The organism is Saccharopolyspora ipomoeae, assembly GCF_029952525.1.
GTDB lineage: Bacteria > Actinomycetota > Actinomycetes > Mycobacteriales > Pseudonocardiaceae > Saccharopolyspora > Saccharopolyspora ipomoeae.
This window is the reverse complement of record NZ_JASAOF010000001.1, coordinates 670,254-696,258: the sequence shown is the minus strand read 5'-3', so window position 1 is coordinate 696,258 and position 26,005 is coordinate 670,254. Positions and strand designations below refer to the sequence as shown.

Sequence of the window (26,005 nt, the reverse complement as noted above, 5' to 3'; positions counted from 1 at the left end):
ACGGCGGAACCCGGGAAGAGGATCGATCCCCGGAGTGTCGCCGAAGGCCGAGGAACCGATGGAAATCGGGAAACATCAGTGGTTTTCGAAGTTCGAGAAGGAGCGCTTCGCGTGATCATCGACGTGCACGGTCACTACACCACCGCGCCCGAGCCGCTCGGTCGCTGGCGCGACGCGCAGGTCGCCGGGCTCGACGACCCGGCGCGGCGGCCGGACCCGGCCGGGCCGGTCATCAGCGACGACGAGATCCGCGAGTCGCTGGAGACCCAGCAGCTCAAGCAGATGGACGAGCGCGGCATCGACGTCACCGTGTTCTCGCCGCGCGCCTCGTTCATGGCCCACCACATCGGCGACTACGAGACCTCCTCGACGTGGGCCCGGATCTGCAACGACCTGTGCCACCGGGTCGCCGAGCTCTACCCGCGCCGCTTCGCCTTCGGCGCGATGCTGCCGCAATCGCCCGGCGTCGACCCGGCCACCGTGCTCGGGGAGATCGAGCGGGTCGCCGAGCTCGGGGCGGTCGCGGTCAACATCAACCCCGACCCCTCCGGCGGGCACTGGACGTCGCCGCCGCTGACCGACCGACACTGGTACCCGGTGTGGGAGAAGCTCGTCGAGCTCGACCTGCCCGCGATGGTGCACGTCTCGACCAGCTGCAACCCGGCCTTCCACACCACCGGCGCGCACTACCTCAACGCCGACACCACCGCGTTCATGCAGCTGCTGCAGGGGGACCTGTTCGCCGACTTCCCCGAGCTGCGGCTGGTCATCCCGCACGGCGGCGGCGCGGTTCCCTACCACTGGGGGCGTTTTCGCGGGCTCGCGCAGGCGCTGGGCAAGCCCGAACCCGAGGAAGCGCTGCTGGGCAACGTCTTCTTCGACACCTGCGTCTACCACCAGCCCGGCATCGACCTGCTGCTCGACGTCGTTCCGCACTCGTCGGTGCTGTTCGCCTCGGAGATGATCGGCGCCGTGCGCGGCGTCGACCCGCGCACCGGCCACCACTTCGACGACACCCGCCGCTACGTCGAGAACGCCGGGCTGTCCGCCGCCGACCTCGCCGCCGTCGAGGAGGGGAACGCCCGCCGCGCCTACCCCCGCCTGGACGCGCTGCTCACCGCCCAGGGTCGCTGAAACTCATCACCGCTGAAGGGAATTCGCAGTGCAGGAAATCGGAGTCGTCCACACCGCCGTGCAGCGCGCCGACCGCGAGGCCGTCGAGGCCCTGTCGCGCTTCGGCGTGGCCACGGTGCACGAGGCGATGGGCCGGATCGGCCTGATGCGCCCCCACATCCGGCCCGTCTACCAGGGCGCGAAGGTCTGCGGCACCGCCGTCACCGTCCTGCTGCAGCCGGGCGACAACTGGATGCTGCACGTCGCCGCCGAGCAGGTGCGCGACGGCGACGTGGTCGTCGCCGGGTGCACCACCGAATCCTCCGACGGGTTCTTCGGCGAGCTGCTGGCCACCTCGCTGCGGGCCCGGGGCGCGCGCGGGCTGATCATCGACGGCGGGTGCCGCGACGTCGACGACCTGCGCGAGATGGACTTCCCGGTGTTCTCCCGCGCGATCAGCGCCAAGGGCACCGTCAAGGCCACCCTCGGCTCGGTGAACGTGCCGGTCGTGGTCGCCAACGCGCAGGTCAACCCGGGTGATGTCATCGTGGCCGACAGCGACGGCGTGGTCGTGGTGCCCGCCGCGAAGGCCGCCGAGGTCGCCGAGGCCGCCGCCGAGCGCGAGGCGAACGAGGCCGGCAAGCGGGAGAAGTTCCAGGCGGGCGAGCTCGGCCTGGACCTCTACGGGATGCGCCCCAAGCTGGCCGAGGCGGGACTGACCTATGTCGACTGACGTGACCCCGGGCTGGCTGCCCTTCCACCCGAACCCGAGCGCGCCCGCCTTCACCGCGCCCGCCGGAGCCGTCGACGCGCACTGCCACGTCTTCGGCCCGGCCGCGCGGTTCCCGTTCGCGCCCGAGCGCAAGTACACGCCGGTCGACGCGGGCAAGGAGCAGCTGTTCGCGCTGCGCGACCACCTCGGCCTGTCCCGCAACGTCATCGTGCAGGCCACCTGCCACGGCAGCGACAACAGCGCCCTGGTCGACGCCCTGGAATCCTCCGGCGGCCGGGCGCGCGGAGTGGCCACGGTGGACGCCGACGTCAGCGAGCAGGAATTGGAACGCCTGCACGCGGCCGGGGTCCGGGGCGTGCGGTTCAACTTCGTCAAGCGGCTCGTCGACGCCGCGCCCACCGAGGCGCTGCAGACCATCGCCGCCAGGATCGCCTCGCTGGGCTGGCACGTCGTCCTCTACTTCGAGGCCCCCGACCTGCCCGAGCTGCGGGCCTTCTTCGCCTCGCTGCCGGTGACGCTGGTGATCGACCACATGGGCCGCCCCGACGTCGGCCGGGACCTGGACGACCCCGAGTTCGCCGGATTCCTCGACTTCGTCGCCGACACCGGCGCCTGGGTCAAGGTCTCCTGCCCCGAGCGCCTCACCCGGACCGGGCCACCCGCGCTCGACGGCGAGCAGCACGCCTACACCGACGTCGTGCCCTTCGCCCGCCGCGTCGTGGAGACCTTCACCGACCGCGTGCTGTGGGGCACCGACTGGCCGCACCCCAACCTCACCGACCACATGCCCGACGACGGGCTGCTGCTGGACCACGTCCGGCACATCGCCGTCACCGCCGAGCAGCAACGGGCGCTGCTCGTGGACAACCCGATGCGCCTGTACTGGCCCGACGAGGCCTGAGCGACGCCCCCTTCCCCCAGGAGACCGCAGTGCCGCACTCCGCTACGAACTCGGCCAACCGGCTCGACCGGTTGCCGATCTCGAAGTTCCACAAGACCACGATCGCCGCGCTGGCGTTCGCCTACTTCTTCGAGTTCGCCGACATCAACACCTTCGCCATCACCGCGCCCAAGGTGCGCGTGCTGTGGGGGTCCGACGTCAGCCACATCGCCTACGTGACCTCGCTGTCGTTCGTGGGCATGTTCCTCGGCTCGGTGGTGGCCGGCGGCCTCGCCGACCGGCTCGGCCGCAAGCGCACCCTGACGCTGACGACCGTGTGGTTCTCGGTGTGGTCGCTGGCCACCGTGTTCGCCTGGGACATGCTGTCGATGGGCGTGTTCCGCGTGCTGACCAGCGCGGGCCTGTCGGCGATGACCGTGGTGGCGGTGGTCTACCTCAACGAGGTGTTCCCGCGCGCGCAGCGCGGCAAGTACCAGGCCTACGTGATCATGATCGGGATCTGCGGCACGCCCGCCACCAACCTCATCGCGTCCCTGGTGGTGCCGCTCGGCGAGCAGACCTGGCGCCTGGTGTACCTGTGGGGCGCGCTGGGCGTGCTGTTCCTGCTGTTCCTGCGCGGGCTCGCCGAATCGCCGCAGTGGCTGGAGGCCCGTGGCCGCCACGACGAGGCCGAGACCGTGCTGCGAGACCTGGAGGCCCGGGCCACCGCCGAGCACGGTGAGCTGCCCGCCGCCGCGGAACCGGTCGCGGCGGAACCGGCCGCCAAGCCGAGCCTGGGGATGCTCAAGGACAAGCGGTTCCTGTTCCCGACGATCCTGCTGTCGGTCCTGTGGATCACGCAGACCATCGGCTTCTTCGGGTTCTCCTCGTGGGCGCCGACGCTGCTGGCCGCCGAGGGCGTCAGCGTCGAGGACTCCATCTTCTTCGTCGCTCTGACCACCGTCGGCGCGCCGCTCGGGTCGTTCCTGGCCGCGCAGGTCACCGACCGCTTCGAGCGCAAGTGGTGCCTGGTGGTGTTCGGCCTGATCATCGCCGGTTCCGGACTGCTGTACGGGCTGACGTTCGTGCCGGTGATGGTCGTCGTGTTCGGCTTCATGGTGAACCTGTTCGAGCGCGGCTACACGGCCCTGGCCTACGCCTACTCGCCGGAGCTGTTCGACACCCGCGGTCGCTCGCTGGGCACCTCCATCTCCTACGGCATCGGCCGGTTGTCCAACGCCGCCGGACCGCTCATCATCGCCGCCCTCTACAGCGGTTTCGGCTACATGACGGTCTTCTACTTCATCGCGGGCACCTGGATCGTCGGCGCCCTCGCCCTCGCGATCTTCGGCCCCGCCACCCGCAAGCTCCGGCTGCAGACCCCCGAACCCGTGTGAGGAGATCCCATGACAGTTCCGGAGAACCTCTCCAGCCTCAAGCGCATGGTCGCCGACGCACCCACGCGCCCGCCGCTCGGCGACGTCGCCCACCTCGGCCACGCGCAGCTGTTCACGCCGTGCCCGCAGGACACCGTCGCGTTCTTCACCGACTTCCTCGGCCTCAGCGTCGTCGAGCGCGACGGCGAGCACACCTACCTGCGGACCTGGGACGACTACGAGCACCACAGCCTGATCGTCACCGGCCGCGAGAAGGCCGGTATCGGCCGCACCGCGCTGCGCTGCTCCTCGCCCGAAGCGCTCGAACGCCGCAAGGCCGCCGTGGAGGCCACCGGCGCGAGCGGGCGGTGGGTGCGTGACGAACCGGGTGTCGGGCCGCTGTGGGTCACCGCCGACCCGGACGGCCACGAGATCGCGCTCTACTACGAAACCGACTGGTACGAAGCACCTTCCGCGCCCGCGTTGAAGAACCAGCCGGAGGCCAAGCCCGGGCGCGGCGTCGGTGTCCGGCGGCTCGACCACATCAACTACCTGGCCGCCGACGTCGAGGAGTCCAGCGGGTTCCTCATCGACGCGCTCGGGGCCCGGCCCACCGAGCAGATCCGGCTCGACTCCGGCCGGATCGCGGGTCGCTGGCAGACCTTCACGCAGAAGTCCTACGACCTCGTCCACACCGAGGACTGGACCGGGTCGAGCGGCCGCCTGCACCACCTGGCCTTCGCCACCGACAGCCGCGAGGACGTGCTGCGCGCCGCCGACCTGGCCGTCGACACCGGGGTGTTCATCGAGACCGGGCCGCACAAGCACGCCATCCAGCAGACCTTCTTCCTGTACGTCTACGAGCCCGGCGGCAACCGCGTCGAGCTGTGCAACCCGCTGACCCGGCTGGTGCTGGCGCCCGACTGGCCGCTGGTCACCTGGACCGAGGCCGAGCGCAAGAAGGGCCAGGCCTGGGGCCTGCAGACCATCGAGTCCTTCCACACCCACGGAACCCCCACCGTCGACTAGGAGCCACCATGTCGCAGGCCCCGTCATCACCGGAGCTGACGGCGTCCCCGGTCGCGGCACGACGGCGCGTGGTCGTCGTCGCCGTGTGCTGGGCGCTGGTGCTGCTCGACGGAATCGACACGTTCATCTACGGATCCGTGCTGCCCGACATGATCGACGGAGGTCACCTCGGCCTCACCGACGCTCTGGCGGGCAACATCGGCAGCTACACCACCTTCGGCATGCTGGTGGGCACGATCCTGTCCGGCACCGTCACGCGCTGGGTCGGTCGTCGCCCGACCGTGTTCGCCTCGGTCGGGCTGTTCACGGTCGCCACCATCGGATGCGGAATCGCGCCCAGCGCAGCGGTTTTCGGTCTGTTCCGGTTGTTGTGCGGGTTCGGTCTGGGCGCGCTGCTGCCGATCGCCATCGCCTACGGCATGGAGTTCACCACCGGGGCGCGCAAGGCCCTGGCCACCGGCGTCATCATGACCGCGCACCAGGCCGGCGGCGCCATCGCACCGCTGATCGCGCTCGGCCTGGTCGAATCCGCCGGGTGGCGGTGGGTCTTCCTCGTCAGCGCCGTTCCGGCTCTGGTCCTGCTGCCGGTGGCGTTCCGGATGCTGCCCGAGTCCCCGGCGATCCTGGCCGGTCGGGGGCACGGCGAGGCCGCGGCCTCGGTGGCCGCGGACCACGGGCTCGACGTCGTCCGCGCGCCGGAGCGCACCGACAGGTGGGAGAGCCTCAAGGCGCTGTTCCGCGGGAGGCAGTGGCCGACGACCCTGCTGTTCTGGCTCACCTCGTTCGCCGGGTTGATGCTGGTGTACGGGGTGGGGCAGTGGCTGCCGAAGATCATGGGCGAGCTCGGCTACGAGACCGGGGATTCGCTGCTGTTCTCCACGGCGCTCAACGTCGGTGGCATCGTCGGGATGCTCGTCGCCGGACGCCTCGCCGATGCCGTCGGAGCCCGCCGCATCGTGGTGATCTGGTTCGCGCTGACCTCGGTCTTCGTCTACCTGCTGGGCGTCCACCTCCCGGTCGCGGCCCTGTACGTCGTGGTGTTCTTCGCCGGGCTGCTGCTGTTCAGCGGCCAGACGATGGTCTACGCGACGGTCGGCGCCCATCACGATCCCGCCGACCGCGACACCGCGCTGGGCTGGGTCGCCGGGATGGGCCGCTTCGGCGCGGTCTTCGGCCCCTGGCTCGGCGGAACCCTGCTGGCAGCGGGCCACGCCGAGCTCGGCTTCGCCGCCTTCGCCCTCACCGGTGTGGTCGGCGCGGTGACGATGGCTCTGGCCACCGTCACGATCCGAGTGCTGCGGCCAGCCAGCGCTGGAACCGGTGGGTGAGCATCACCGGGTCCGCCAGGAGCTTCGGGATGTCGGCGGCGTTGCCGGGTTCGATGCGCGCGTGCAGGAAGCACGGGCCCGGCAACGCCAGCAGGCGGGTGAACTCCGCGCGCAGCGTCGCGGGGTCGTCGGCGCGGCCGACCGCCCAGCCCGCGGCCTCGGCCATCGCGCCGAGGTCGATGCTGCCGGTGTAGGTGGGCAGACCGGCGGTGGAGCCGTAGGCGCGGTTGTCCAGCAGGACAAGCAGCGCGCGGGGGCGCGTGAAGCCGCCGGTGGGCAGGACGTTCGGGTTCATCAGCAGCGAGCCGTCGCCCTCGATGCCGATCACCTTCTCGACGGGGGGTGCGAAGTTTTCATGAAAACTGTCCGACCCCACGAGACCCCACCCCTGAGGACGGGGTCCGTGAGGTGGGGAAGTTTTCATGAGAACTTCCTCGACGGCCATCGCCAGGCCGGTCGTCACCGATCCGGCCAGGCCCATCGAGTCGAGCAGGTAGAGGTGGTTGTCGCGGTCGGCGATCGAGGCGAGTTCGCGGCTGGTGGCCGCGCAGGTCACCACGACCGGGCGGTTCTCGGTGAGCTCGACGAGGTGTTGCAGGGCTTCGAGGCGGCGCATCAGGCGACCTTCCCGTCGGTGTTCCAGAAGGAGGCGAGCACGACGACCGGCCGGTAGGTCATCCGCGCGTGCACGCCGGCCTCGGCGGTGGTGTCGTGCCAGTCCTGCGGCGACGAGCGGCGGTCCAGCTCGAACACGGGCACCCCGACGGTCCGCAGCAGCTCGGGCGCGTGCCCGCTGATCGAGTGGATCATCGAGTTGTACTCGCCGAGCCCACCCCGCGTGTTCGCGAAGATCAGCAGCGGCAGGTGGTAGGCCAGCGAGAACGTGGTCAACGCGGTGAGCGCGTTCCCGAACCCGTTGTCCTGCATGACGACAGCCCCGAAACGCCCGGCCAGCGGCAGGGCCCCGATCACCCCCACGGCCTCCTCCTCGCGGGACAGCGGAGTCACCCGCCGCGACACCCCGTCCGCACCCCCGTCGGAGGCCACCAAAGCCTCCACCACAGGCGCCACGGTCACCGACGGCACGTACCCCACCCGCTCGGCCCCGGACCCCCAGATCCCCTCAGCAACCCCCTCGGCGTACCGCACAACACCCACCCCTCCCTCGACCCGGAACCCGCTCCACGCGAACCCCACCACGCTCCCACCCCGAACCCACCACCAGAACCCCCGTGGACACCCCCACCCAGCCCACCACCGCGATCCGGCCACCGCGATCCCGCCACCGACATCGACATCCCGCCCCGCCACCGCGACCTCGTCGTCCCGTCATCCCGCAGGAGTCGGCCGCGTCGAAAACCCCGGTTTTCGCGCGATGAAAACCGCAGTTCTTGACGCGGACGAACGGGTTGGTAGCGGTGGAGCGCAGGCAGGGGACAGTTTTAGTCCAAACTGTCCGGGCATAACGGACATGATCATGGGGTGATTCGAGGAAAAACTGTCCCCTGCTGAGGTGAGACCACTGAGAGCCGGGGTTCTTAACGGGTTGAGAACCGGGGTTTTCGGCTTGAGGTCAGTTCGGGGGGAAGGGGCCTGCTCGGCCGAGGAGGGCTGGGACTTCGGACTTGCCGAGTTGTTCGCCGATCCAGGTGCCGGTGCGGGAGAGGTGCTCCAGGTCGAGGCCCGTGCGGACGTTCATGCCCGCCAGGAGGTAGTGGAGGTCCTCGGTGGCGATGTTGCCGGTGGCGTCGGGGGCGAAGGGGCAGCCGCCGATGCCGCCGATGCTGGAGTCCAGGGTGGACACTCCGGCGGTGGTGGCCGCGAAGGCGTTGGCGTAGCCGGTGTTCCGGGTGTTGTGGAAGTGGCAGCGCAGGCGGGCGCCGGTGGTCTCGCGGACCCGGGTGAGCAGCTCGGTGACCTGGGTGGGCACTCCGGCGCCGATGGTGTCGGCCAGCGCGATCTCGAAGGGCCCCGCGTCGGCGATGCGGCGGGCCAGCTCCACGACGTGATCGCTGCTCACCGCGCCCTCGAAGGGGCAGCCGAACGCCACGGCGATCGTGGCCACCGGCCGGACCCCGGCCTCGTGGGCGCGGGCGGCGATGTCCTCCCAGGTGCGCAGCCCCTCCTCGGTGGTGACGCCCTGGTTGCGCCGGCTGAAGGTGTCGGTGGCCACGACGACCACGTTGACCTCGGTCAACCCGGTGTCCAGCGCGCGGTCGAAGCCCTTCCGGTTGAGCACCAGGCCCGAGTAGGAGACGTCGTCGCGCTGCGGCACGGCGGCCATCACGGCCTCGGCGTCGGCCATCTGCGGCACGAGCCGCGGGTGCACGAACGAGACGGCCTCGATGCGTCGCGCCCCGGCCTCGATCGCGCGCTCGACGAGCTCCACCTTCGTCGCGGTCGGCAGCAGAGTGCTCTCGTTCTGCAGGCCGTCGCGCGGCCCGACCTCCACGATCTCGACGCTGGACGGCAGCGCTGCGGTCACGATCGCCTCCATGTTGTGCACAATCTGAGTTCGAAGCCATCCTGAACTTCGAAACAACCAGGCGCAAGGTCTGTTCACGAACAAATCGGGTTGCTAGGTTGTGCACAATCTTGAAAGGACGTGGGACGTGTCACAAGCCGCCGCGCGGGCCTACCAGGCGCTTCGCGAGGACATCCTCAACGGCGAACGCCCGGCCGGGTCCCGGCTGCGCGAGGAGCAGCTCGCCGAGGACTTCGGCCTGAGCCGGACCCCGGTGCGCGAGGCCATCCGCCGGCTGCAGGCCGACGGGCTCGTGCAGGTGGTGCCCAACCGCGGCGCCGAGGTCGTCTCGCTCAGCGCCGAGGACTTCGAGGAGATGTTCGGCCTGCGCAGCGTCCTGGAGAGCTACGCGGCCCGGCACGCCGCCCTGCGCGGCGAGGCCGACGCCGCCCGGCTGCACGAGCTCTGCGACGCGATGGAGCGGCAGCTGGACCGGCTCGACGACGACGGGGCGCACGAGGAGATCACCCGGCTGAACCTCGAATTCCACCAGCTCATCCACCAGGCGGGCGGGCGCAGGCTGCTGCCCGAGCTGCTGTCGCGGGTGATCGAGGTTCCGCTGGTGCGCCGCACGTTCCACCGCTACACGACCGCCGAGCTGCACCGCAGCTTCACCCAGCACCGCGAGCTGGCGGAGGCCATCGCGGCGGGCGACGGCGACTGGGCGCAGGCCGTCATGCAGTCGCACGTGCTCGCCGCCCGGGCGACCCTGCTGCGCCCGGAGGAGAAAGAGGAGGACAACCAGTGACGGCAACCAGGAGCGGTCCGCTCTCCGACGTCCGCGTGATCGAGGCGGGCACGCTCATCGCGGGCCCGTTCTGCGGCCAGCTGCTGGCCGACTTCGGCGCCGAGGTCATCAAGGTCGAGGACCCGGGCGCGGGCGACCCGATGCGGCAGTGGGGTCAGGTCAAGCACGAGGGCAAGTCCCTGGCGTGGCCGGTGATCGCGCGCAACAAGAAGTCGGTGACGGCCAACCTGCGCACCAGCGAGGGGCAGCGCATCCTGCGCGAGCTCGTGGCCAGCGCGGACGTGCTGGTGGAGAACTTCCGGCCGGGCACGCTGGAGCGCTGGGGCCTGAGCTACGACGAGCTGCAGGAGATCAACCCGGGGCTGGTGCTGGTGCGCGTCACCGGCTACGGGCAGGATGGTCCCTACGCCTCGCGCGCCGGGTTCGGGGCCATCGGCGAGGCGATGGGCGGCATGCGGCACATGACCGGCGAGCCCGACCGGCCGCCGAGCCGCGTGGGCGTGAGCGTCGGCGACTCGCTGGCGGCGACGTTCTCCGCGCTGGGCGCGGTGATGGCGCTGCACGCGCGCAACCGCACCGGGCGCGGCCAGGTCGTCGACACCGCGATCTACGAGGCGGTGCTGGCGTTCATGGAGTCGCTCATCCCGGAGTGGGAGGTCGCCGGGTACCGGCGGGAGCGCACCGGGTCGGTGCTGCCGCGCATCGCGCCCAGCAACGCCTACCCGACGGCCGACGGCGCCGAGATCATCATCGGCGCGAACCGCGACACCGTGTTCACCCGGCTCTGCGAGCTGATGGGCGAACCGGAGCTGGCCACCGGCGAGCGCTACGGAACCCACGACGCGCGCGGCGAGAACCAGGTGGAGCTCGACGAGCTCATCTCGGCCTGGACGCGGCAGTTCGACGCCGACGACGTGCTCGACAAGCTGCACGAGGCCGGGGTTCCCGCCGGTCGCGTCTACACCGCGCAGGACATGGTCGCCGATCCGCACTTCGCGGCCCGGCAGGCCATCGTCCGGCTGATGCACCCCGAGTTGGGCGAGTTCCCGATGCAGAACGTCGTTCCGCGCCTGTCCGACACGCCGGGCGAGGTCCGCTCGCTGGGTCCGGAGCTCGGCGAGCACAACGCCGAGATCTACGGCCAGGTCCTCGGCGCCGACGAGGACCAGCTCTCCCGCTGGCGCGCCGACAACATCATCTGACCACCACCGCACCACCCCCGGCCACCGGCGGTTCCGCGATTTCAACGGAAACCCGGAACCCGATTTCAACGGAGATCAGGAACCCGACTTCCGTTGAAATCGTGGGACCCGGCGGTCGGGTGAGAAATCCTGCGTGAAAAGCAGTGGAAAACCGAACGATTCGGAGTCCATGATGGATCAACGAAGATCTCAGGACCGTCCCCGGTACGAGCCGATCCGGGTTCGCTCGTTGTGGGTGGCCTTGGCCGTGGTCGTGCTGGTCGGCGTCCCGTTCTACCTGCCCGCCGGCTCCACGCACCCGATGGTGCTCGGAGTCCCGTACTGGGTCGTGATCTCGGCGGTGTCGACGCTGCTGTTCGCGGTTCTGGTCACCTGGGCGTGCCTGTACCGCTGGAACATCGAGGAGCCCGAGGAAGAAGCCGGAGGTGACCGATGAACGGCCTGAGCTTCGCCGGTCTCAGCGGAATCCTGGTGCTCGCCGCCTACGCGGTGATCATGCTGGTCATCGGCTACTTCGCCGGCCGCGGCCAGCCGGAGGGCGATCAGAAGACGTCCCGCGGCTACTACCTGGGCGGTTCCGGTCTCGGTTTCGTCGCCCTGTTCTTCACCCTCTACGCCTCGCAGTACAGCGGGAACTCGATCGTCGGTTACGCCCCGGAGGCCTACCGGTCCGGGTTCACCTGGTGGCAGTCGGTGCCGTTCATGATCGCGGTGATCGCCGGGTACCTGGTGTTCGCGCCGAGACTGTACGCGATCGCCAAGCGCGAGAAGTTCGTGACGCCCACCGACTGGGTGCGTCACCGCTTCGGCTCGACCCCGGTGTCGCTGCTGGTCACGGTGCTGATGCTGTGGGGTCTGGCGAACTACCTGCTGGAGCAGCTGGTGGCGATGGGCCACGGCATCTCGGGGCTGACCGGCAACACGGTGCCGTACCAGATCGGTGTGATCGCCTTCGTGGTCGTCATGCTCGTGTACTCCTGGTCGGGCGGGATGCGCGCGGTCGCGTTCACCGACGTCATGCAGGGCATCGCGCTGCTGGTCGGCGTGGCGGTGCTGCTCGTCGGAGCCCTGTACCTGGTCGGCGGTGACTGGGGTTCGGTGACGCGCTACCTGGCCGAGAACGAGCCGGAGAAGCTGGGCGTGCCCAGCGGCGAGGACTCGGTGAACTGGCTGTCGATGATCATCATGATCGGCATCGGCGCGGCGGTGTACCCGCACGCCATCCAGCGCATCTACGCGGCCCGCAGCGAGCGCACCCTCAAGCGGTCGCTGGCGATCATGGCGTGGATGCCGATGGTCACCACCGGTGTCGTGTTCGTCGTCGGCATCGTCGGGATCAAGTTGTTCCCCGGCCTGTCGGAGGACGACTCCGAGCAGCTGGTCGGGATGATCGCCAACGAGGTCGCGGGCATCAACCTGTTCTTCTACGTGCTGATGATCCTGCTCTTCGGCGGTGTCGTCGCGGCGATCGTGTCCACGGCGGACTCGGCGCTGCTGAGCTTCTCGTCGGTGATCTCGCGCGACCTCTACGGCCGCTACCTCGCCCCGAACTCCTCGGAGCGCAAGCAGGTCATGGTCGGCAAGGTCGCCGGTGTGGTGGCGATCGGCCTGCTGCTCGTGCTGGCGTGGAACCCGCCGAGCACGCTGTACAACATCTTCGTGCTCAAGTTCGAGCTCATCGTCCAGATCGCCCCCGCGTTCATCCTGGGCCTGTACTGGCGCAGGCTCTCGGCGGGACCGGTGTTCTGGGGCATGCTCGCGGGCGCCCTGCTCGCCGGAGCCTGGACGGTCTTCGACATCGACAAGCTCTACGGCATCCCAGCAGGTCTCCTCGGTCTCGCCCTCAACCTCGCGATCTGCGCCATCGGATCCCTGCTCACCAAGTCCCCCGAATCCCCAGACACAGACCCACTACCAGCAAAAACAACCCAACCAGCCTAACCCACCCGCGGCGCCGGACCCCCAATCCCGGCGCCGCGGTGGTGTTTCCGCGACACGTGACGGGGAAGGAACAGCGAAGAAGGGCATGTGGAGCGGACTTACGCGGCTCTGCTGTCGGTGCTCGGGGACTGAGAACGCCACCGCGGCGCCGACCCCCAGGCTGGCGCCGCGGTGGTTCGTGCGGACCGTCAGTACGGGCAGGTGGACTGGTAGTCGGAGATCGAGTCGTCGTTCTCCGGGGGCGGGCAGAGGAACTGGTCGTAGCGGGTGTCGTCGTCGAGGAACCGCTTGAGCCAGGAGATGCTGAACTTCGCGATCGTCGTGTTGTCGGTGTTCGGGGCGAGATGGCCCGCGCCGGCCAGTTCCAGGTAGGCCTTGCCGGGATCGTCCGGCAGGCTCTCGTAGAACGGCTTGGCGTGCTGGGAAACCGGTGCGACGGTGTCGTTCTGGGCGCCGATGATCAGCGTCGGCGTCTGGACGCCGGAGAAGTCCTTGGTCGTGTGCCACGGGGTCAGCGGGATCGCGGCCTTCAGCGCCGGGTTGTCCAGCGCGGCCTTGAGGGAACCGCCACCACCCATCGAGTGGCCCATCACGCCCAGCCGGGCCGGGTCGATGATGTCCTTCACGCTGCTGTCGTTGACCAGGTAGTCCAGCGACGCCTGCAGCTGCCGGGCGCGGGAATCGGGCTGGTCGGTGGTGGTGATCGTGTCGATCGTGAACACCACGAAGCCCTGGGACGCCAATCGCGGCCCGTACCAGGCCATCGTCTCCTGGGTGCCGGTGAAACCGGGGGAGATGGTCACGGCCGAGAACAGGCCGTCGGTGGTGTCGGTGGGGTAGTAGATCGTGCCGCCGCCGAAACCGCTGACGCTGAGCCGGGAAACCGACTCCTCGTCGACCTCGAACGGGCCGCGCGGGGCGGTGACGCTCTCCTCGGTCGGGTCCGGGCCGTGCACGTCGGCCGGTTCGACCGCCTGCGCCAGCGTCGCGTTGCCCGCGAGCAGGCCGAAGACGGCCGCCGACGCGACGAGTAATCGGGTGAGGGAACCGGTGGAACGCTTCAATTCCATGTTTCGCCCTTCGCAGAAGGCGTCCGGTCGTCCGGACGCGCCGGAACATGTTCGTCGTTGAGCAAGATCTCCGGTGCGAGAGCGACTCTAAAGTGGCTCTACCGATCGGTCAATCAATCTCGTTCCGGATTAGGCTGTCCGCATGAACGAACGGGTCGACGGCCGGAAGCTGCGCTTCCAGCACCGCCGCGGCGAGGTGCTCGCCGCCGCGACCGAGCACGCTCTGGAGCAGGGGCTCGACGATCTGTCGCTGCGCAAGGTCGCCCAGACCGCCGGGGTCAGCCACGCGACGCTGGTGCACCACTTCGCGACCAAGGACCGGCTGGTCGCCGAGATCGTCGACCGGGTGCTCGCCGAAACCCTCGCCGTGCGGGACCTCCCGCAGGACGACCCGCTGCGCGCCCTCTGGCGCCGCGCCACCACCGAGGAAGGCCGCCGCTACGTGCGGCTCTTCGTGGCGATCACCGGCCGCGCCATGTACGGCGACCCGGCGGTGACCGAGGCCGTCGCGGCGTCGATGCGCCAGCGCACCGACCTCCTCGCCGCGGGCCTCATCGGCTACGGCTGTCCCGAGGACCAGGCGCGGCCCGCGGCCACGGCACTGCTCGCGGGCCTGCGCGGCCTGTTCGTCGACCTCCTCACCGGCGGCGACGAAGCGCGCGTCCACGCCGCGTTCGAAGACCTCCTCACCCAACTCGAACGCCGCGTCGCGGAGTGGCGAAGCCCAGGCTGAACCCCCGACCGGGTGGTCCTCGGTGCTCCGCGTGTCGAATACCGCGGTTTTCGCGCGGTTTTCGACACGCGAGAACCGCGGTTTTCGACGTGGGGAGGGGTTGGTCGGGAGCGGGTGGGTTGTTCCGTGATGGTTCTTCCGGGGTGACCGGGTGGTCTGTCCGGACGATTCTTCGGCGGTGTGCGGAGACGTAGAAATCTGTGCATGGGTCTCTCATCCGCTGGTCGCAGCCGTCGCGCCTTCCTGTCCGCTTCCGCCGGGATCACCGGTGCCGTCGTGCTCGCCGGGAGCGCCGGGGCCGCTGATCTGCGGCCCTCTCCCGGGGGTGCGCTCCCGCCCGGGGAGCCGATCCCGCCGCAGCAGCCCGGCGCGGACCTGAGGGCGCTGCTCGCGCAGGTCGACGAGCGGCGCGTCGAGGACGTGGTGCGCAAGCTGGTGAGCTTCGGGACCAGGCACACCCTGTCGAGTCAGGACGACCCGCAGCGCGGCATCGGCGCCGCGCGCGACTGGCTGTTCGCCGAGATGCAGAGCCACGCCGCCCGCTCGGAGGGGCGGATGACCGTGGAACTCCAGTCCTACGACCAGGAACCGGCCGATCGCATCCCGGTCACCACGCGCATCACCAACGTCGTCGCCACCATCCGCGGCACCGCGACGCCCGAGCGCGTGCACGTCGTCAGCGGTCACTACGACTCGCGCGCCACCGACGTCATGGACGCCACCAGCGACGCGCCCGGTGCCGACGACGACGCCTCCGGTGTCGCCGTGGTGCTCGAACTCGCCCGCCTGCTGGCGGAAACCCCGCTGGAGTCCACCGTGGTCCTGGCGGCGGTGGCCGCCGAGGAGCAGGGGCTCTACGGCGCGAACCACATGGCCGAGCTCTTCGCCGCCGAGGGAGCGGACGTGCGCGCCATGTTCACCGACGACATCGTCGGAGCCGGCCGCGCCGACGACGGCACCGCCGACCCGCGCACCATCAGGCTGTTCGCCGAGGGCGTGCCCACCTCGGAAACCCCCGACGAGGCCGAAATCCGGCGCTCGGTGGGCGGTGAGAACGACTCCCCGTCGCGCCAGCTCGCCCGCTTCGTCACCGACGTCGCCGCCAACGACGCCACCGGGATGAGCGTGCGCGTCATCTACCGGCGAGACCGCTTCCTGCGCGGCGGCGACCACATCCCGTTCCTCGAGAAGGGCTTTCCGGCAGCGCGTTTCACCGAACCGCACGAGGACTTCCGGCACCAGCACCAGGACGTCCGCGACGAGGGCGGTGTGCGCTACGGCGACCTTCCGGAGTTCTGCGACTTCGGCTACATCGCCCGCGTCGCCCGGGTCAACCTCGCCGCGCTCTTCTCGCTCGCGCAGGGCCCCGGCGCGCCGACGGGCGTCGTCGTGCGCACCGCCGAGCTCACCAACGACACCGAGCTGGTGTGGGAGCGCGGGCCGGAACCCGACCTCGCCGGTTACGAGGTCGTGTGGCGCGAGACCACCGACCCCGACTGGACGCACCGCATCGACGTCGGCGACACCACCGCGGCGGTGATCGACCTGTCCAAGGACAACGTCTTCTTCGGCGTGCGGGCCATCGACGCCGACGGCCACCGCAGCCCGGTCACCTTCCCGCTCCCGCAGCGCGACTGAGGCCTGTTGAGGAATCGCTGTGCGCGGCGGTGCGGGTACAGAACCTGATCGGCTCCACCTGATCGGCTCCGTGGACTCCGAACAGCGACCGGCTCCGGCGGGCGGCCTGATCGCCGTGCGATGCGCTCGCCGCTCGCTCACCCTGGTGCGTGATGCCAGGTGCGGCGCCGCAGGCCGCCCGGAGCAGTCGAGCAACCGGAGAAGAACTCATGCGCGCAACAGTGATGTACGAGGCCGGCGATGTCCGGGTCGAGGACGTGCCGGACTCCAAGATCGAGCAGCCCACCGACGCGCTGGTCACCGTGACCGCGGCCTGCATCTGCGGCAGCGACCTGTGGCCCTACGGGTCGATGCCGGCCTCCGACGGGCCCGCGCGGATGGGGCACGAGGCCATCGGCATCGTCCAGGAGACCGGCGCGGAGGTCGCCACGGTGAAGAAGGGTGACCTGGTGGTGGCCCCGTTCGCGATCTCCGACGGCACCTGCGAGTTCTGCCGCGAGGGCCTGCAGACCTCGTGCGTGAACAGCACCTTCTGGGACACCGAGCCGCACGAGGGCTGCCAGTCCGAGGCGGTCCGCGTCCCCTACGCCGACGGCACGCTGGTCAAGCTGCCCGTCGCACCGGACTCGGTGCTGATGCCGTCGCTGCTGACGCTCTCGGACGTGTTCGGCACCGGCTACCACGCGGCCGCGACCGGGGGAGTCCGTCGCGGCAGCAAGGTGACCGTGATCGGCGACGGGGCCGTGGGTCTGCTGGCGGTGCTGTCGGCCAAGCGCCTCGGCGCCGAGCAGATCGTGCTCATGGGACGGCACGCCGAGCGCACCGACCTGGGGCGCGAGTTCGGCGCCACCGACGTCGTGGCCGAGCGCGGTGAGGAGGGCGTCGAACGGGTGCGCGAGCTCACCGGCGGGCACGGCTCGCACGTGGTCCTGGAGGCGGTCGGGAACATGCCCGCCTACCAGCAGGCGGTGGGCGCGGTGCGTCCCGGCGGGATCATCAGCCGCGTCGGCGTGCCGCAGTACGAGGAGGCGCCGATCGGGTTCGGCAGCCTGTTCGGCCGGAACGTCCGGCTAGCCGGGGGACCGGCGCCGGTGCGCGCCTACATCGACGAGCTGCTGCCGCCGATCCTCGACGGCAGCATCGAGCCGGGCAAGGTCTTCGACGCCACGACGGATCTCGACGGCGTCCCCACCGGCTACCAGGAGATGGCGGACCGCAAGACGCTCAAGGTCCTCGTCAAACCCTGACCGCTCCCGCGACGGAACCGCCGGGAAGCGAGGGACCGCCGGGCTCAGGGCTTTCGGGCGAGGGCGGCGTAGATGAGGTTGGTGATCTCCGACTTCGGCGTCAGGGCGGGGCCTTCCGGCCACCAGTCGACCGTGCGGACGAAGCCGGGTTCGAGGAGTTCCAGGCCGTCGAGGAACGACAGCGCCTCCTCGTTGCTGCGCCACCAGCACGACGCGACCATCTCGTGCAGCAGACCCTCGATGGTGCTGGCCATCTCGCGGTAGCGCTCCGACTCCGGCGGCCAGCTGAAGTGCGACATCGCCACGTAGGAGCCCGGCGCCAGCGCCCGGACGTAGCGCTGCATGACCTCGCGCGGCCGGTGCTCGTCGGAGACGTGGTGCATGGTGCCCGAGTGGATCAGCGCGATCGGGCGCTCGAAGTCCAGGTTCCGGGTGATCACCGGATCGCTGAGGATGCCCTCGGGATCGCGCAGGTCGTTGATGGAGAAGTGCGTGCGGTCGTTCTCCGCCAGCATCGCCCGCCCGTAGGCCGCCACCGTCGGGTCGTTGTCGACGTAGACCACGACCGCGTCCGGGTTGTTGGCCTGCGCGACCTGGTGCACGTTCTGCATCGTCGGCAACCCGCATCCCAGGTCCAGGAACTGGTCGATGCCCGCGTGCAGCGACGAGCTCAGGAACCGCACGGCGCGGATCAGCCAGTACCGGTTCTCCTGCGCGAGCGGCCGGGCCTCGGGCACGACCTCCTCGACGGCCTTGAGGATCGTCCTGTCGACCTCGAAGTTGTCCTTGCCGCCCAGCCAGTGGTCGTAACCCCGGGCCACGCTGGGCGAGTCGGTGTCGATGTGCGGCGCAGAACGCTCGTCGTGCATGCGGGCCATGATCGCGCATCGTGATCATGCTGTCGATGCGCGGGTGGGCCTGCCCGCCGGAGGCTCCGGTCAGTGGCTCCCGGACAGCTCGCCGCTGAGCCGCCCGTGCATGGCTGCGCTGCGCTCGTTGAGCCCGACGATGTCGACTCGCTTGCCGCGCGCCTCGTACTTGGTCGTGATGGCGTCGAGCGCGGCGACGGTGGAGGCGTCCCAGATGTGGGCGTCGGTGAGGTCGACGACCACGTCGTCGGGGTCGCCCGCGTAGTCGAAGTGGTGCACGAGTTCGTTGCTGGAGGCGAAGAACAGCTCACCGGTGACGTGGTAGACGACCTGCCCGCCGTCGGGGTCGGTCACCGAGGTGACCTCGACGAGGTGGGCGACGCGGCGCGCGAAGATGACCATCGCCGTGATCGTGCCGACGACGACGCCGATCGCGAGGTTGTCGGTGGCGACCACGACGGCCACCGTCACCACCATCACGACGATCTCGCCCGCGGGCATCCGCTTGAGCGTCTGGGGCGCGATGCTGTGCCAGTCGAAGGTGCCGACCGAGACCAGCACCATCACCGCGACCAGCGCGGCCATCGGCATCTGCGAGACCAGCGGTCCGAAGACGATGCACAGCACCATCAGGAAGGCGCCGGCCAGGAACGTCGACAGCCGGGTGCGCGAGCCCGCGGTCTTGACGTTGATCATGGTCTGGCCGATCATCGCGCAGCCGCCCATGCCGCCGAAGAAGCCGGTGACGATGTTGGCGATGCCCTGCCCGATGGACTCGCGGGTCTTGTTCGACCGCGTGTCGGTGATGTCGTCGACGAGCTTCGCCGTCATCAGCGACTCCATCAGCCCGACCAGCGCGAACGCCAGCGCGTAGGGGGCGATGAGCTGCAGCGTGCCCAGCGTGAGCGGCACGGCCGGGATGCCCGGCACCGGCAGCGACGACGGGAGGGCGCCCTTGTCGCCGACGGTCGGCACGGCGATGCCGGCGGCGATGGTCACCGCGGTCAGCGCCACGATCGACACCAGCGGCGCCGGGATCACCCTGGTCAGCTTCGGGAACAGCACCATGATCACCAGGCCCGCCGCGAACAGCGGGTAGACCGCCCACGGCACGCCGATGAGCTCGGGCACCTGCGCCATGAAGATCATGATCGCCAGCGAGTTGACGAACCCGACCATGACGCTGCGCGGCACGAACCGCATCAGCTTCGCCACGCCCAGCGCCCCCAGCGCGACCTGGAACAGGCCGCCCAGGATGACCGTGGCGACCAGGACGCCCATCCCGTGCTCGCGCGCCAGCGGCGCCACGACCAGCGCGATCGCACCGGTGGCGGCCGAGATCATCGCGGGCCTGCCGCCGACGACCGAGATGACCACAGCCATCGTGAACGAGGCGAACAGCCCCACGCTCGGATCGACACCGGCGATGATCGAGAACGAGATCGCCTCCGGGATCAGCGCCAGCGCGACGACCAGGCCGCCGAGCACTTCGGTGCGGGCCACCGACGGCGACAGCCAGGCAGGACGGTTCAGGGACAGCTGGGGCACGCGACAACCAGACATGCTCGGGCGCCGCACGCGGCGGCGAGGTGAAGTGCGGGGGAGGGGCGACGCTGCCCGGGAGGGGACGGATTACTCCCGTAGTCCGGCACCCGAATACGGCGGTAGTCCGGCATCCGAATACTGCCGTAATCCGGGACCCGAATACGGCGGTAATCCGTTCAACCCTTCCGTTACGTTAGAGGAGGGATGGGCCGGTGACCCAGCCGAGTCGATTTGATGAGGCCGGGATCACTCCGGGGCGTCGAGGCGGTCGCGCAGCATCGCGGCGAAGCGCTCGGCGAGCGCGAGTCGCGTGCGCAGCTTCCGGCAGGACTGCTCGGCCTGCGCGCTGAAGTCGCTGAGCCGCCGCTGCGGCTCCTCGATCTCCGGGGCGTCGGGGGTCGGGTCGAGAATCGCCAGCAGATCGCGCATCTCGTCGAGCTGGAAGCCCAGCGGCTTCATGCCCTTGATCAGTTCCAGCCGGTCGACGTCCGGGTCGGTGTAGAGGCGGAAGCCGCCCTGGCTGCGTGCGCTGGGCACCACCAGCCCGACCTCCTCGTAGTAGCGGATCGTGCGCAGCGACAGCCCCGTGCGCTCGGCGACCTCGCCGATCTGCATCCGCTCACCCACGCCCGAACCACTCCTCGACCGATCTAGTCCGCGGGAGCGTTTTCCCTGCTCCCGGGTGTGTCCACGATACGCAGTGCTAGACCGGTCGAGGCCCTTCGGACCCTTCCCACGGCTGTGCGCCGGGTTTATGTTGAGAGGTGTCGCACCTCGGCGGTGACGATGGCGTGCCGGGAAGTCTGGTCGGCGTGACGTTCCTTCGCGGAGGGCTCCTCCGCGGCGAGCGCGCCGGGAGGTCGTGATGCTGAGTCGCAGTGAGCGCAGGAGGCTTCGCGAGATCGAGCGGTGGTTCGAGGAGAACGACCCGCGCTTCGCCGAGGCCGTCAAGAAGCCGCCACCCGATCCGGCCACGCGCAACCGTCGCCGCGTCGCGATGTCGGTGTCCGCGGTCGGCGTCCTGGTGTTCCTGCTGGGCCTGCTCGCGATCAGCCCGGTCGTGATCTTCATCGGCATCGCGCTCGGAGTCGGGGGCATCGCCGTCCGCTACCTGCTCCTGGACACCCGTCCCTGATCCGCCGAGCCCCGAAGCGGGGCCCGGCGGCGGGTTTTCAGTCCGTGATCCGGCTGCGGACCCAGTCGTGGAACTCGGCGATGTGGTGCTCGCTGGGGACGAGCACGCCGCCGGAGGCGTAGGAGCGCGAGTCCATCGCGAGCTGGCAGCGCTCGCAGGCGTCGAAGTCCTGCTGGTTGACGCGGTGGAACAGCTCCACCGAGCGGGACAGGTCCTGGCCCGAGGCGACGACCTCCGGCAGGTACAACCAGTCGCAGTCCACCAGGGTGCGCTCGGCGGTCAGCGGGAACATCCGGTGGATGATCACGTGGTCGGGCACCAGGTTGATGAACACCTGCGGGCGCACGGTGATCGCGTAGTACCGGCGGTTCTGGTGCTCGCCCACGCCCGGCAGCGGCTGCACGCCGTCGCCGCCGTCGACGGTGAAACCGGATACCTCGTCACCGAATTCGGCTCCGTGCCCGACGTAGTACTGCGCGGCGAACCCGTCGGCGAACTCCGGCAGCACCTCGGTGAGCTCGGGGTGGATCGTCGCGCAGTGGTAGCACTCCATGAAGTTCTCGATGATCTGCTTCCAGTTCGCCTTGACGTCGTAGCGAATCCGCTCGCCGAGCTCCAGCGCTGCGATGTCGTAGGCGTCGATCTCCCCGGCGTCACCGAGCCGCCCGGCGACGTCGGCGATCACGGTGTCGTCGAACGAGGGCGGCTCGTCGGCCAGGCACACCCACGCGTAGCCGAGCCATTCCCGCAGGTGAACCGTGTTGAGCCCGTACTCCCCGCGGTCGACGTCCTCCATCGCGCCGAGGTTCGGCGCGGCGATCAGCTTGCCGTCGAGCCCGTAGGTCCAGGCGTGGTACGGGCACTGCAGCGAGCGCTGGACCTGCCCGGTCTCCTGGGTGCACAGCCGGGCGCCCCGGTGCCGGCACACGTTGAGGAACGCGTTCAGGTTGCCCTTGCGGTCGCGCGCGACGAGCACGCTCTCGCGCCCGACCTGCACGGTCTGGAACGCACCGGGCTTGTCCAGGTCGGCGCTGCGCACCGCGCAGAACCAGCCGGTCTCGAAGATCCGCGCCTGCTCCAGGGCGAAGATCGTCGGGTCGGTGTAGTGGTGGCCGGGAAGAGTGGCCAGCAGGCTCTGCGGCAACTCCGTAGCGGTCATCTCGGGGCGCCTTTCGGCTCGGTCCGCAGGGGTCTTCAGTTGTTGCGCGATGAGCACCTCGTTGCTCGATCGACAACACGATGCGATCGGGGGTCCGGTGCTGTCAAGACGTCCGAGCGGGTTACCGCCAGGTAGTCGGCGGGGATTCGGGTAAACGGCCGATGTCGTTGGTTAACGGGGAAATCCACGCGGAGATCGACGCCTTCGACGTCTTGACGCACCTCTCCGATGGGCCGCACTCTGTTGCGCATAGCGTTTTGAGTTCTTTAATGCGCAACACAGGAGGTTCGATGTTCGCTGTATGCCGCGCCGACGAGCTCGCTCCGGGCGAGTCGACCCGGTTCGTCGCCGACGTCCCGATCGCCGTGTTCAACGCCGACGGCGTGTTCTACGCGGTCGACGACACCTGCACCCACCAGGACGCGTCCCTGTCAGCCGGGTTCCTCGAAGGATGCTTCGTCGAATGTCCGCTGCACGCGGCGTTCTTCGACCTGCGCGACGGCAAGCCGACGTGCCCGCCGGCCAAGCGGGCGCTGCGCACCCACCAGGTGCTCGTCGAAGGCGGCACCGTCTACGTCCAGCTCGCACCGCGCGAGGCGACGCTCCCGCTGGAGGCCGAAGGCGCGGCCTGATCAGTCGGCGCGGCGACGCTCCAGCAGGACGGTGTCGCGCCACACCCCGTGATGCCGAGCGATGCGTTCCCGGGTTCCGACCTCCCGGAACCCGGCTGCGCGGTGCAACGCGATGCTGACCTCGTTCTCCGGGAAGATCGAGGTCTGCAACGTCCACAGCCCTCCCTCGTCGGCTGCACCGATCTGCTTGCGCAGCAACGACTTTCCCACTCCCCGGCCGCGGAAGTCCGCTCCGATGTAGAGCGAGGTCTCGGCGACCCCGGCGTAGCACTCGCGCGCCGACACCGCCGCGGCCGCACCCCACCCCGCGACCCGCCCGTCGAGTTCGGCGACCCATCGGTGCCCGGCCAGCCACTTGGCGTCGAGGACGTCCCGGCCGGGGACCTCGGTCTCGAAGGTCGCGTTTCCCGTCGCGATGCCCTCGGCGTAGATGCGGCGCACCGCGTCCCAGTCGTCGTCCCGGAGCTCCCGGATCAGCGGCTCAGCCATCTCACCAGGCTGAGCCGCCGGATCCGGTGGGGCAAGCTCACTCCGGTGTGACGGTTCCCGCGGCGGCGTCGACCGTGATGACCTGGCCCGTGGTGATCGCGGTGGTGGCGTCGCGGACGCAGATCACCGCCGGGATGCCGTACTCGCGGGCCACCGTCGGGCCGTGCGCCATCGGCGACCCGGTCTCGGTGACCAGGCCCGCCGCGGTCATGAACAGCGGTGTCCAGCCCGGATCGGTGGTGGTCGCCACGAGGATCTCGCCGGGTTCGATCCGCGCGTTCGCCGGGTCGTGCACCACCCGCGCCGGCCCGGTGGCCTTGCCCGGGGACGCGCCGAGCCCGGTCATGGCCCCGTCCGCGGCGGGTTCGGCCGGTGCCGCGGCCTCCAGGTCCGTGCCGTCGGAGAGCAGCGCGATCGGCACCGAGCGACGCCGAACCTCCCTGTCGTAGAACGCCTTCCGCTCACCCGCCAGGCCGCGCTGGTCGGTTCCGCGCACCGCGGCTCGGATCTCGTCCAACTCCAGGAACATCACGTCCCCGGCCTGCTCCAGCCGCCCCTGCCGGGTCAGGTCGTCGCCGATGAGCAGCAGCTGCTCGCGCACGGTCTGCAGCGAGTACAGCCACGCGAACTTGCCCAGCTCGCGCAAGCCCGTGAGCTTGCGGGCGCGGCGCATGCAGAACCGGGCCAGCCGCGCCCGGATCGGGCGACGGCGGCGAGCCCGTTCGTAGAGCTCGTCGATCGTGGCCTCCGCCCGCGCCGCCGCCCGCTCGAACCGGCGGTCGGGGGCCTGCTCGGGGTCGGTGATCTTCAGGTAGGCGGCGATGGTGTCGAAGATCTGCGTCGGGTCCTCCGCCCAGCGCGGCCGCCCCACGTCGACCTCCGCCGGAGCCCGGTGACCGTAGCGGTCCAGGAAGTCCGCCAGTCCGATGTCCGGCAGCGTTCCGGCCCGGTAGCGGGCGGCCAGCTCGGCCGGGGGAGTGCTGCTCAGCAGCGTCCGCTCCTCCTCGCCGAGCTCGCTGGTGAGCCGCCACAGCGCCAGGTCCATCTCCGTGGTGACGTTGTGCGGCAGACCGCCCAGCACCGCGTCCAGCTCCGCGCTGCTCGCGACGCCCTTGAGCAGCGACTTCGGCAGCTGGCCGACGAGGATGCCGATGAACAGCGGCCAGATCACGTCGGAGGCGGTCATGAAGTCCCGCTGCACCTCCTCGGCGAAGCGCAGCCGCTGCTCGGAGTTGTGGAACTCGGGTGCCTGCGCCTGGTGGCGCAGCTGCTCGGTGGCCCGGAAGGCCCGCGCGCGGGCGGCGTCGGGGAAGGCGAGCGTGCGCATGATCTCGAACTTCGCCTTCGGCACGACGGTGAGGCTCTTCCGCAGCAGCGGGCCTGCCGGGAACGGCAGCCCGGACCGGGTCGGCGCGAAGCGCGGATCGTCGAGCAGCCGCTGCACGATCGCGACGTTGCGCGGCCCGTAGACCTCCATCATCTGCGGCAGCCGGGATCGGAACCGCTTGTTGCGCAACAGGTCCGAGAAATCCATGAACAGCCGGTCGCCGACCGGGACGATGCCCATCGCGTCGCCGAACGCGCCACCGGCCAGTCCCGCCGACTCCATCCAGAGCTTCGCGCCGTGCGTCATCGCCGACATGCCGGCCGGGGTCCACGGGCGGGTCATGCCCTGCATGTGGCCCATCTCGAAGTAGACCCGCAGGTCCTCGGTGCGCGGCGGGAGCGGGAAGAGCGTGGTCACGGCCCGCGACTGCAGCAGCCACAGCTCGCCGTCCCGGTCGATGGCCCACTCGACGTCCTGCGGAGACCCGAAGCTCTCCTGCACCCGCGATCCGGCGTCGCGCAGCGCGTCGAGCTGCTCGCGGTCCAGGCACCCGTCGGTGCGCGGCCGGTCCTCGTCGGGGGTGGGGCTTCCGCCCAGCACGTAGTGGTCGGCGATGACCGACCCGTCGACGACCACGTCGCCGAGCCCGGGCGCGGCGTCGACGACCATCTCCGAGCGCGTCCCGGTCAGCGGGTTCGCGGTGAACAGCACCCCGGCGACCTTCGCGTCGACCATCCGCTGCACCACCACGGCCATCCGCGCCTCGGCGGTGAACCCGTTGGCCTCCCGGTAGGCGATCGCCCGCTCCGAGTTCAGCGAGTCCCAGCAGCGGCGGATCGCGGACAGCAGCTCCTGCTCGCCGCTGACGTTGAGGAACGTGTCCTGCTGCCCGGCGAAGCTCGCCTCCGGCAGGTCCTCGGCGGTCGCGCTGGAGCGCACCGCCACCCGTCCGCCCCCGAGCCGCCGGTAGGCGTCGAGGACCTGCTGCTCGGGCACCTCGCCGGAGGCGTGCGCCCGGGTCGTCAGGCAGAACCCCTCGGGCACCCGGAACCCGGCCTCGATCAGCTCCCCGAGCCCGGCGGCCTTGCCGCCCACGAGTTCGATCCGGCTCGCGCCCACCTGCGCGAGATCCAGCACCACGGCGTCGTCGCCGGTCATCGCCATCACTCCAGTCCTCACGGCACGTTCTCACACCGCCGACCAGACTTCCCGGCACACCACGACCGCAGCCGATGCCCGAATGCTAAGCCTCCACTTGGCCGCCCGGCCGTCAAGAACCCGTCAAAA

The 26,005-nt window shown here is 70.1% G+C and carries 24 protein-coding genes and 1 pseudogene; 15 read left to right on the top strand and 10 right to left on the bottom strand.

Features of this window, described 5'->3' with window-relative positions:
• The first annotated feature begins 111 nt into the window (after nucleotides 1-111).
• Genes QFW96_RS03235 through QFW96_RS03210 form a run of 6 tightly spaced genes read left to right on the top strand, consistent with a single transcriptional unit; the run spans nucleotide 112 to nucleotide 6,459 of the window.
• Entirely contained in the window at nucleotides 112-1,134 is a 1,023-nt protein-coding gene (locus QFW96_RS03235) for an amidohydrolase family protein (RefSeq protein WP_281453957.1), read from the top strand.
• Between the two features lie 28 nt (nucleotides 1,135-1,162).
• Entirely contained in the window at nucleotides 1,163-1,846 is a 684-nt protein-coding gene (gene ligK, locus QFW96_RS03230) for a 4-carboxy-4-hydroxy-2-oxoadipate aldolase/oxaloacetate decarboxylase (protein ID WP_425524709.1), read from the top strand.
• A complete protein-coding gene (locus QFW96_RS03225; protein WP_281453956.1) occupies nucleotides 1,836-2,747 on the top strand; it encodes an amidohydrolase family protein in 912 nt (303 codons plus the stop codon). Before ligK ends, QFW96_RS03225 begins: the two co-directional genes overlap by 11 nt.
• Nucleotides 2,748-2,776: 29 nt before the next feature.
• Nucleotides 2,777-4,123, top strand: coding sequence for an MFS transporter (locus tag QFW96_RS03220; protein ID WP_281453955.1), 1,347 nt, complete (start codon nucleotides 2,777-2,779; stop codon nucleotides 4,121-4,123).
• A 9-nt stretch (nucleotides 4,124-4,132) separates the two neighbouring features.
• On the top strand, nucleotides 4,133-5,131 hold the full coding sequence (locus tag QFW96_RS03215) for a VOC family protein (protein ID WP_281453954.1): 999 nt from the start codon (nucleotides 4,133-4,135) through the stop codon (nucleotides 5,129-5,131).
• An 8-nt stretch (nucleotides 5,132-5,139) separates the two neighbouring features.
• A complete protein-coding gene (locus QFW96_RS03210; RefSeq protein ID WP_281453953.1) occupies nucleotides 5,140-6,459 on the top strand; it encodes an MFS transporter in 1,320 nt (439 codons plus the stop codon).
• On the opposite strand, the gene QFW96_RS03205 is transcribed toward QFW96_RS03210, so the two are convergent.
• The 3 genes from QFW96_RS03205 to QFW96_RS03195 form a co-directional block, all read right to left on the bottom strand.
• Complete coding sequence (locus QFW96_RS03205; protein ID WP_281453952.1) at nucleotides 6,413-7,075, bottom strand: thiamine pyrophosphate-dependent enzyme; 663 nt, start codon at nucleotides 7,073-7,075, stop codon at nucleotides 6,413-6,415. The two genes, QFW96_RS03210 and QFW96_RS03205, sit on opposite strands and share 47 nt — an antisense overlap.
• On the bottom strand, nucleotides 7,075-7,617 hold the full coding sequence (locus tag QFW96_RS03200; RefSeq protein WP_281453951.1) for a thiamine pyrophosphate-binding protein: 543 nt from the start codon (nucleotides 7,615-7,617) through the stop codon (nucleotides 7,075-7,077). Before QFW96_RS03200 ends, QFW96_RS03205 begins: the two co-directional genes overlap by 1 nt.
• A gap of 415 nt (nucleotides 7,618-8,032) precedes the next feature.
• Nucleotides 8,033-8,944, bottom strand: a complete 912-nt coding sequence (locus QFW96_RS03195; RefSeq protein WP_281453950.1) for a hydroxymethylglutaryl-CoA lyase — start codon at nucleotides 8,942-8,944, stop codon at nucleotides 8,033-8,035.
• Between the two features lie 127 nt (nucleotides 8,945-9,071).
• Here QFW96_RS03195 and QFW96_RS03190 point away from each other — a divergent pair, with 127 nt between their 5' ends.
• The 4 genes from QFW96_RS03190 to QFW96_RS03175 all read left to right on the top strand — a co-directional run bounded on the left by QFW96_RS03190 (nucleotide 9,072) and on the right by QFW96_RS03175 (nucleotide 12,874).
• Nucleotides 9,072-9,731, top strand: coding sequence for a GntR family transcriptional regulator (locus tag QFW96_RS03190; RefSeq protein WP_281453949.1), 660 nt, complete (start codon nucleotides 9,072-9,074; stop codon nucleotides 9,729-9,731).
• Nucleotides 9,728-10,933: a CaiB/BaiF CoA transferase family protein gene (locus QFW96_RS03185; RefSeq protein WP_281453948.1), complete on the top strand. Its 1,206-nt coding sequence runs from the start codon at nucleotides 9,728-9,730 to the stop codon at nucleotides 10,931-10,933. The genes QFW96_RS03190 and QFW96_RS03185 overlap by 4 nt, the downstream gene beginning before the upstream one ends.
• Before the next feature lie 235 nt (nucleotides 10,934-11,168).
• Nucleotides 11,169-11,369, top strand: a complete 201-nt coding sequence (locus tag QFW96_RS03180) for a hypothetical protein (protein WP_281453947.1) — start codon at nucleotides 11,169-11,171, stop codon at nucleotides 11,367-11,369.
• On the top strand, nucleotides 11,366-12,874 hold the full coding sequence (locus QFW96_RS03175) for a sodium:solute symporter family protein (protein WP_281453946.1): 1,509 nt from the start codon (nucleotides 11,366-11,368) through the stop codon (nucleotides 12,872-12,874). Before QFW96_RS03180 ends, QFW96_RS03175 begins: the two co-directional genes overlap by 4 nt.
• Nucleotides 12,875-13,062: 188 nt before the next feature.
• Here QFW96_RS03175 and QFW96_RS03170 read toward each other — a convergent pair whose 3' ends face one another.
• Nucleotides 13,063-13,944, bottom strand: a complete 882-nt coding sequence (locus QFW96_RS03170) for a poly(ethylene terephthalate) hydrolase family protein (RefSeq protein ID WP_281453945.1) — start codon at nucleotides 13,942-13,944, stop codon at nucleotides 13,063-13,065.
• Between the two features lie 142 nt (nucleotides 13,945-14,086).
• Between QFW96_RS03170 and QFW96_RS03165 the strand changes: the two genes are divergently transcribed.
• The 3 genes from QFW96_RS03165 (at nucleotide 14,087) to QFW96_RS03155 (ending at nucleotide 17,562) form a co-directional block, all read left to right on the top strand.
• Nucleotides 14,087-14,677 carry a TetR/AcrR family transcriptional regulator gene (locus QFW96_RS03165; RefSeq protein ID WP_281453944.1) on the top strand — a complete coding sequence of 197 codons (591 nt, stop codon included), beginning with the start codon at nucleotides 14,087-14,089 and terminating at the stop codon, nucleotides 14,675-14,677.
• A gap of 204 nt (nucleotides 14,678-14,881) precedes the next feature.
• The gene (locus QFW96_RS03160) at nucleotides 14,882-16,315 is read left to right on the top strand and encodes a M20/M25/M40 family metallo-hydrolase (protein ID WP_281453943.1); all 1,434 of its coding nucleotides are present in this window, start codon (nucleotides 14,882-14,884) and stop codon (nucleotides 16,313-16,315) included.
• A gap of 209 nt (nucleotides 16,316-16,524) precedes the next feature.
• Nucleotides 16,525-17,562: a zinc-dependent alcohol dehydrogenase family protein gene (locus tag QFW96_RS03155; protein WP_281453942.1), complete on the top strand. Its 1,038-nt coding sequence runs from the start codon at nucleotides 16,525-16,527 to the stop codon at nucleotides 17,560-17,562.
• A 44-nt stretch (nucleotides 17,563-17,606) separates the two neighbouring features.
• Here QFW96_RS03155 and QFW96_RS03150 read toward each other — a convergent pair whose 3' ends face one another.
• The 3 genes from QFW96_RS03150 to QFW96_RS03140 all read right to left on the bottom strand — a co-directional run bounded on the left by QFW96_RS03150 (nucleotide 17,607) and on the right by QFW96_RS03140 (nucleotide 20,603).
• On the bottom strand, nucleotides 17,607-18,440 hold the full coding sequence (locus QFW96_RS03150; RefSeq protein WP_281453941.1) for an SAM-dependent methyltransferase: 834 nt from the start codon (nucleotides 18,438-18,440) through the stop codon (nucleotides 17,607-17,609).
• Between the two features lie 60 nt (nucleotides 18,441-18,500).
• Nucleotides 18,501-19,994 carry a SulP family inorganic anion transporter gene (locus QFW96_RS03145; RefSeq protein WP_425524708.1) on the bottom strand — a complete coding sequence of 498 codons (1,494 nt, stop codon included), beginning with the start codon at nucleotides 19,992-19,994 and terminating at the stop codon, nucleotides 18,501-18,503.
• 228 nt (nucleotides 19,995-20,222) lie between these two features.
• On the bottom strand, nucleotides 20,223-20,603 hold the full coding sequence (locus QFW96_RS03140; RefSeq protein ID WP_281453939.1) for a MerR family transcriptional regulator: 381 nt from the start codon (nucleotides 20,601-20,603) through the stop codon (nucleotides 20,223-20,225).
• A gap of 238 nt (nucleotides 20,604-20,841) precedes the next feature.
• On the opposite strand from QFW96_RS03140, the gene QFW96_RS03135 reads away from it, so the two are divergent.
• Complete coding sequence (locus QFW96_RS03135; protein WP_281453938.1) at nucleotides 20,842-21,111, top strand: DUF3040 domain-containing protein; 270 nt, start codon at nucleotides 20,842-20,844, stop codon at nucleotides 21,109-21,111.
• Nucleotides 21,112-21,148: 37 nt separating this feature from the next.
• On the opposite strand, the gene QFW96_RS03130 is transcribed toward QFW96_RS03135, so the two are convergent.
• Nucleotides 21,149-22,270: an aromatic ring-hydroxylating oxygenase subunit alpha gene (locus QFW96_RS03130; RefSeq protein WP_281453937.1), complete on the bottom strand. Its 1,122-nt coding sequence runs from the start codon at nucleotides 22,268-22,270 to the stop codon at nucleotides 21,149-21,151.
• 290 nt (nucleotides 22,271-22,560) lie between these two features.
• Between QFW96_RS03130 and QFW96_RS03125 the strand changes: the two genes are divergently transcribed.
• Complete coding sequence (locus QFW96_RS03125; protein ID WP_281453936.1) at nucleotides 22,561-22,902, top strand: bifunctional 3-phenylpropionate/cinnamic acid dioxygenase ferredoxin subunit; 342 nt, start codon at nucleotides 22,561-22,563, stop codon at nucleotides 22,900-22,902.
• On the opposite strand, the pseudogene QFW96_RS03120 reads toward QFW96_RS03125, so the two are convergent.
• Both QFW96_RS03120 and QFW96_RS03115 read right to left on the bottom strand, forming a co-directional pair.
• Nucleotides 22,903-23,373 (bottom strand): annotated as a pseudogene (locus QFW96_RS03120) (GNAT family N-acetyltransferase); the annotation flags it as partial. It abuts the gene before it with no gap.
• A 55-nt stretch (nucleotides 23,374-23,428) separates the two neighbouring features.
• A complete protein-coding gene (locus tag QFW96_RS03115) occupies nucleotides 23,429-25,876 on the bottom strand; it encodes a PEP/pyruvate-binding domain-containing protein (RefSeq protein WP_281453935.1) in 2,448 nt (815 codons plus the stop codon).
• Between the last annotated feature and the right edge of the window lie 129 nt (nucleotides 25,877-26,005).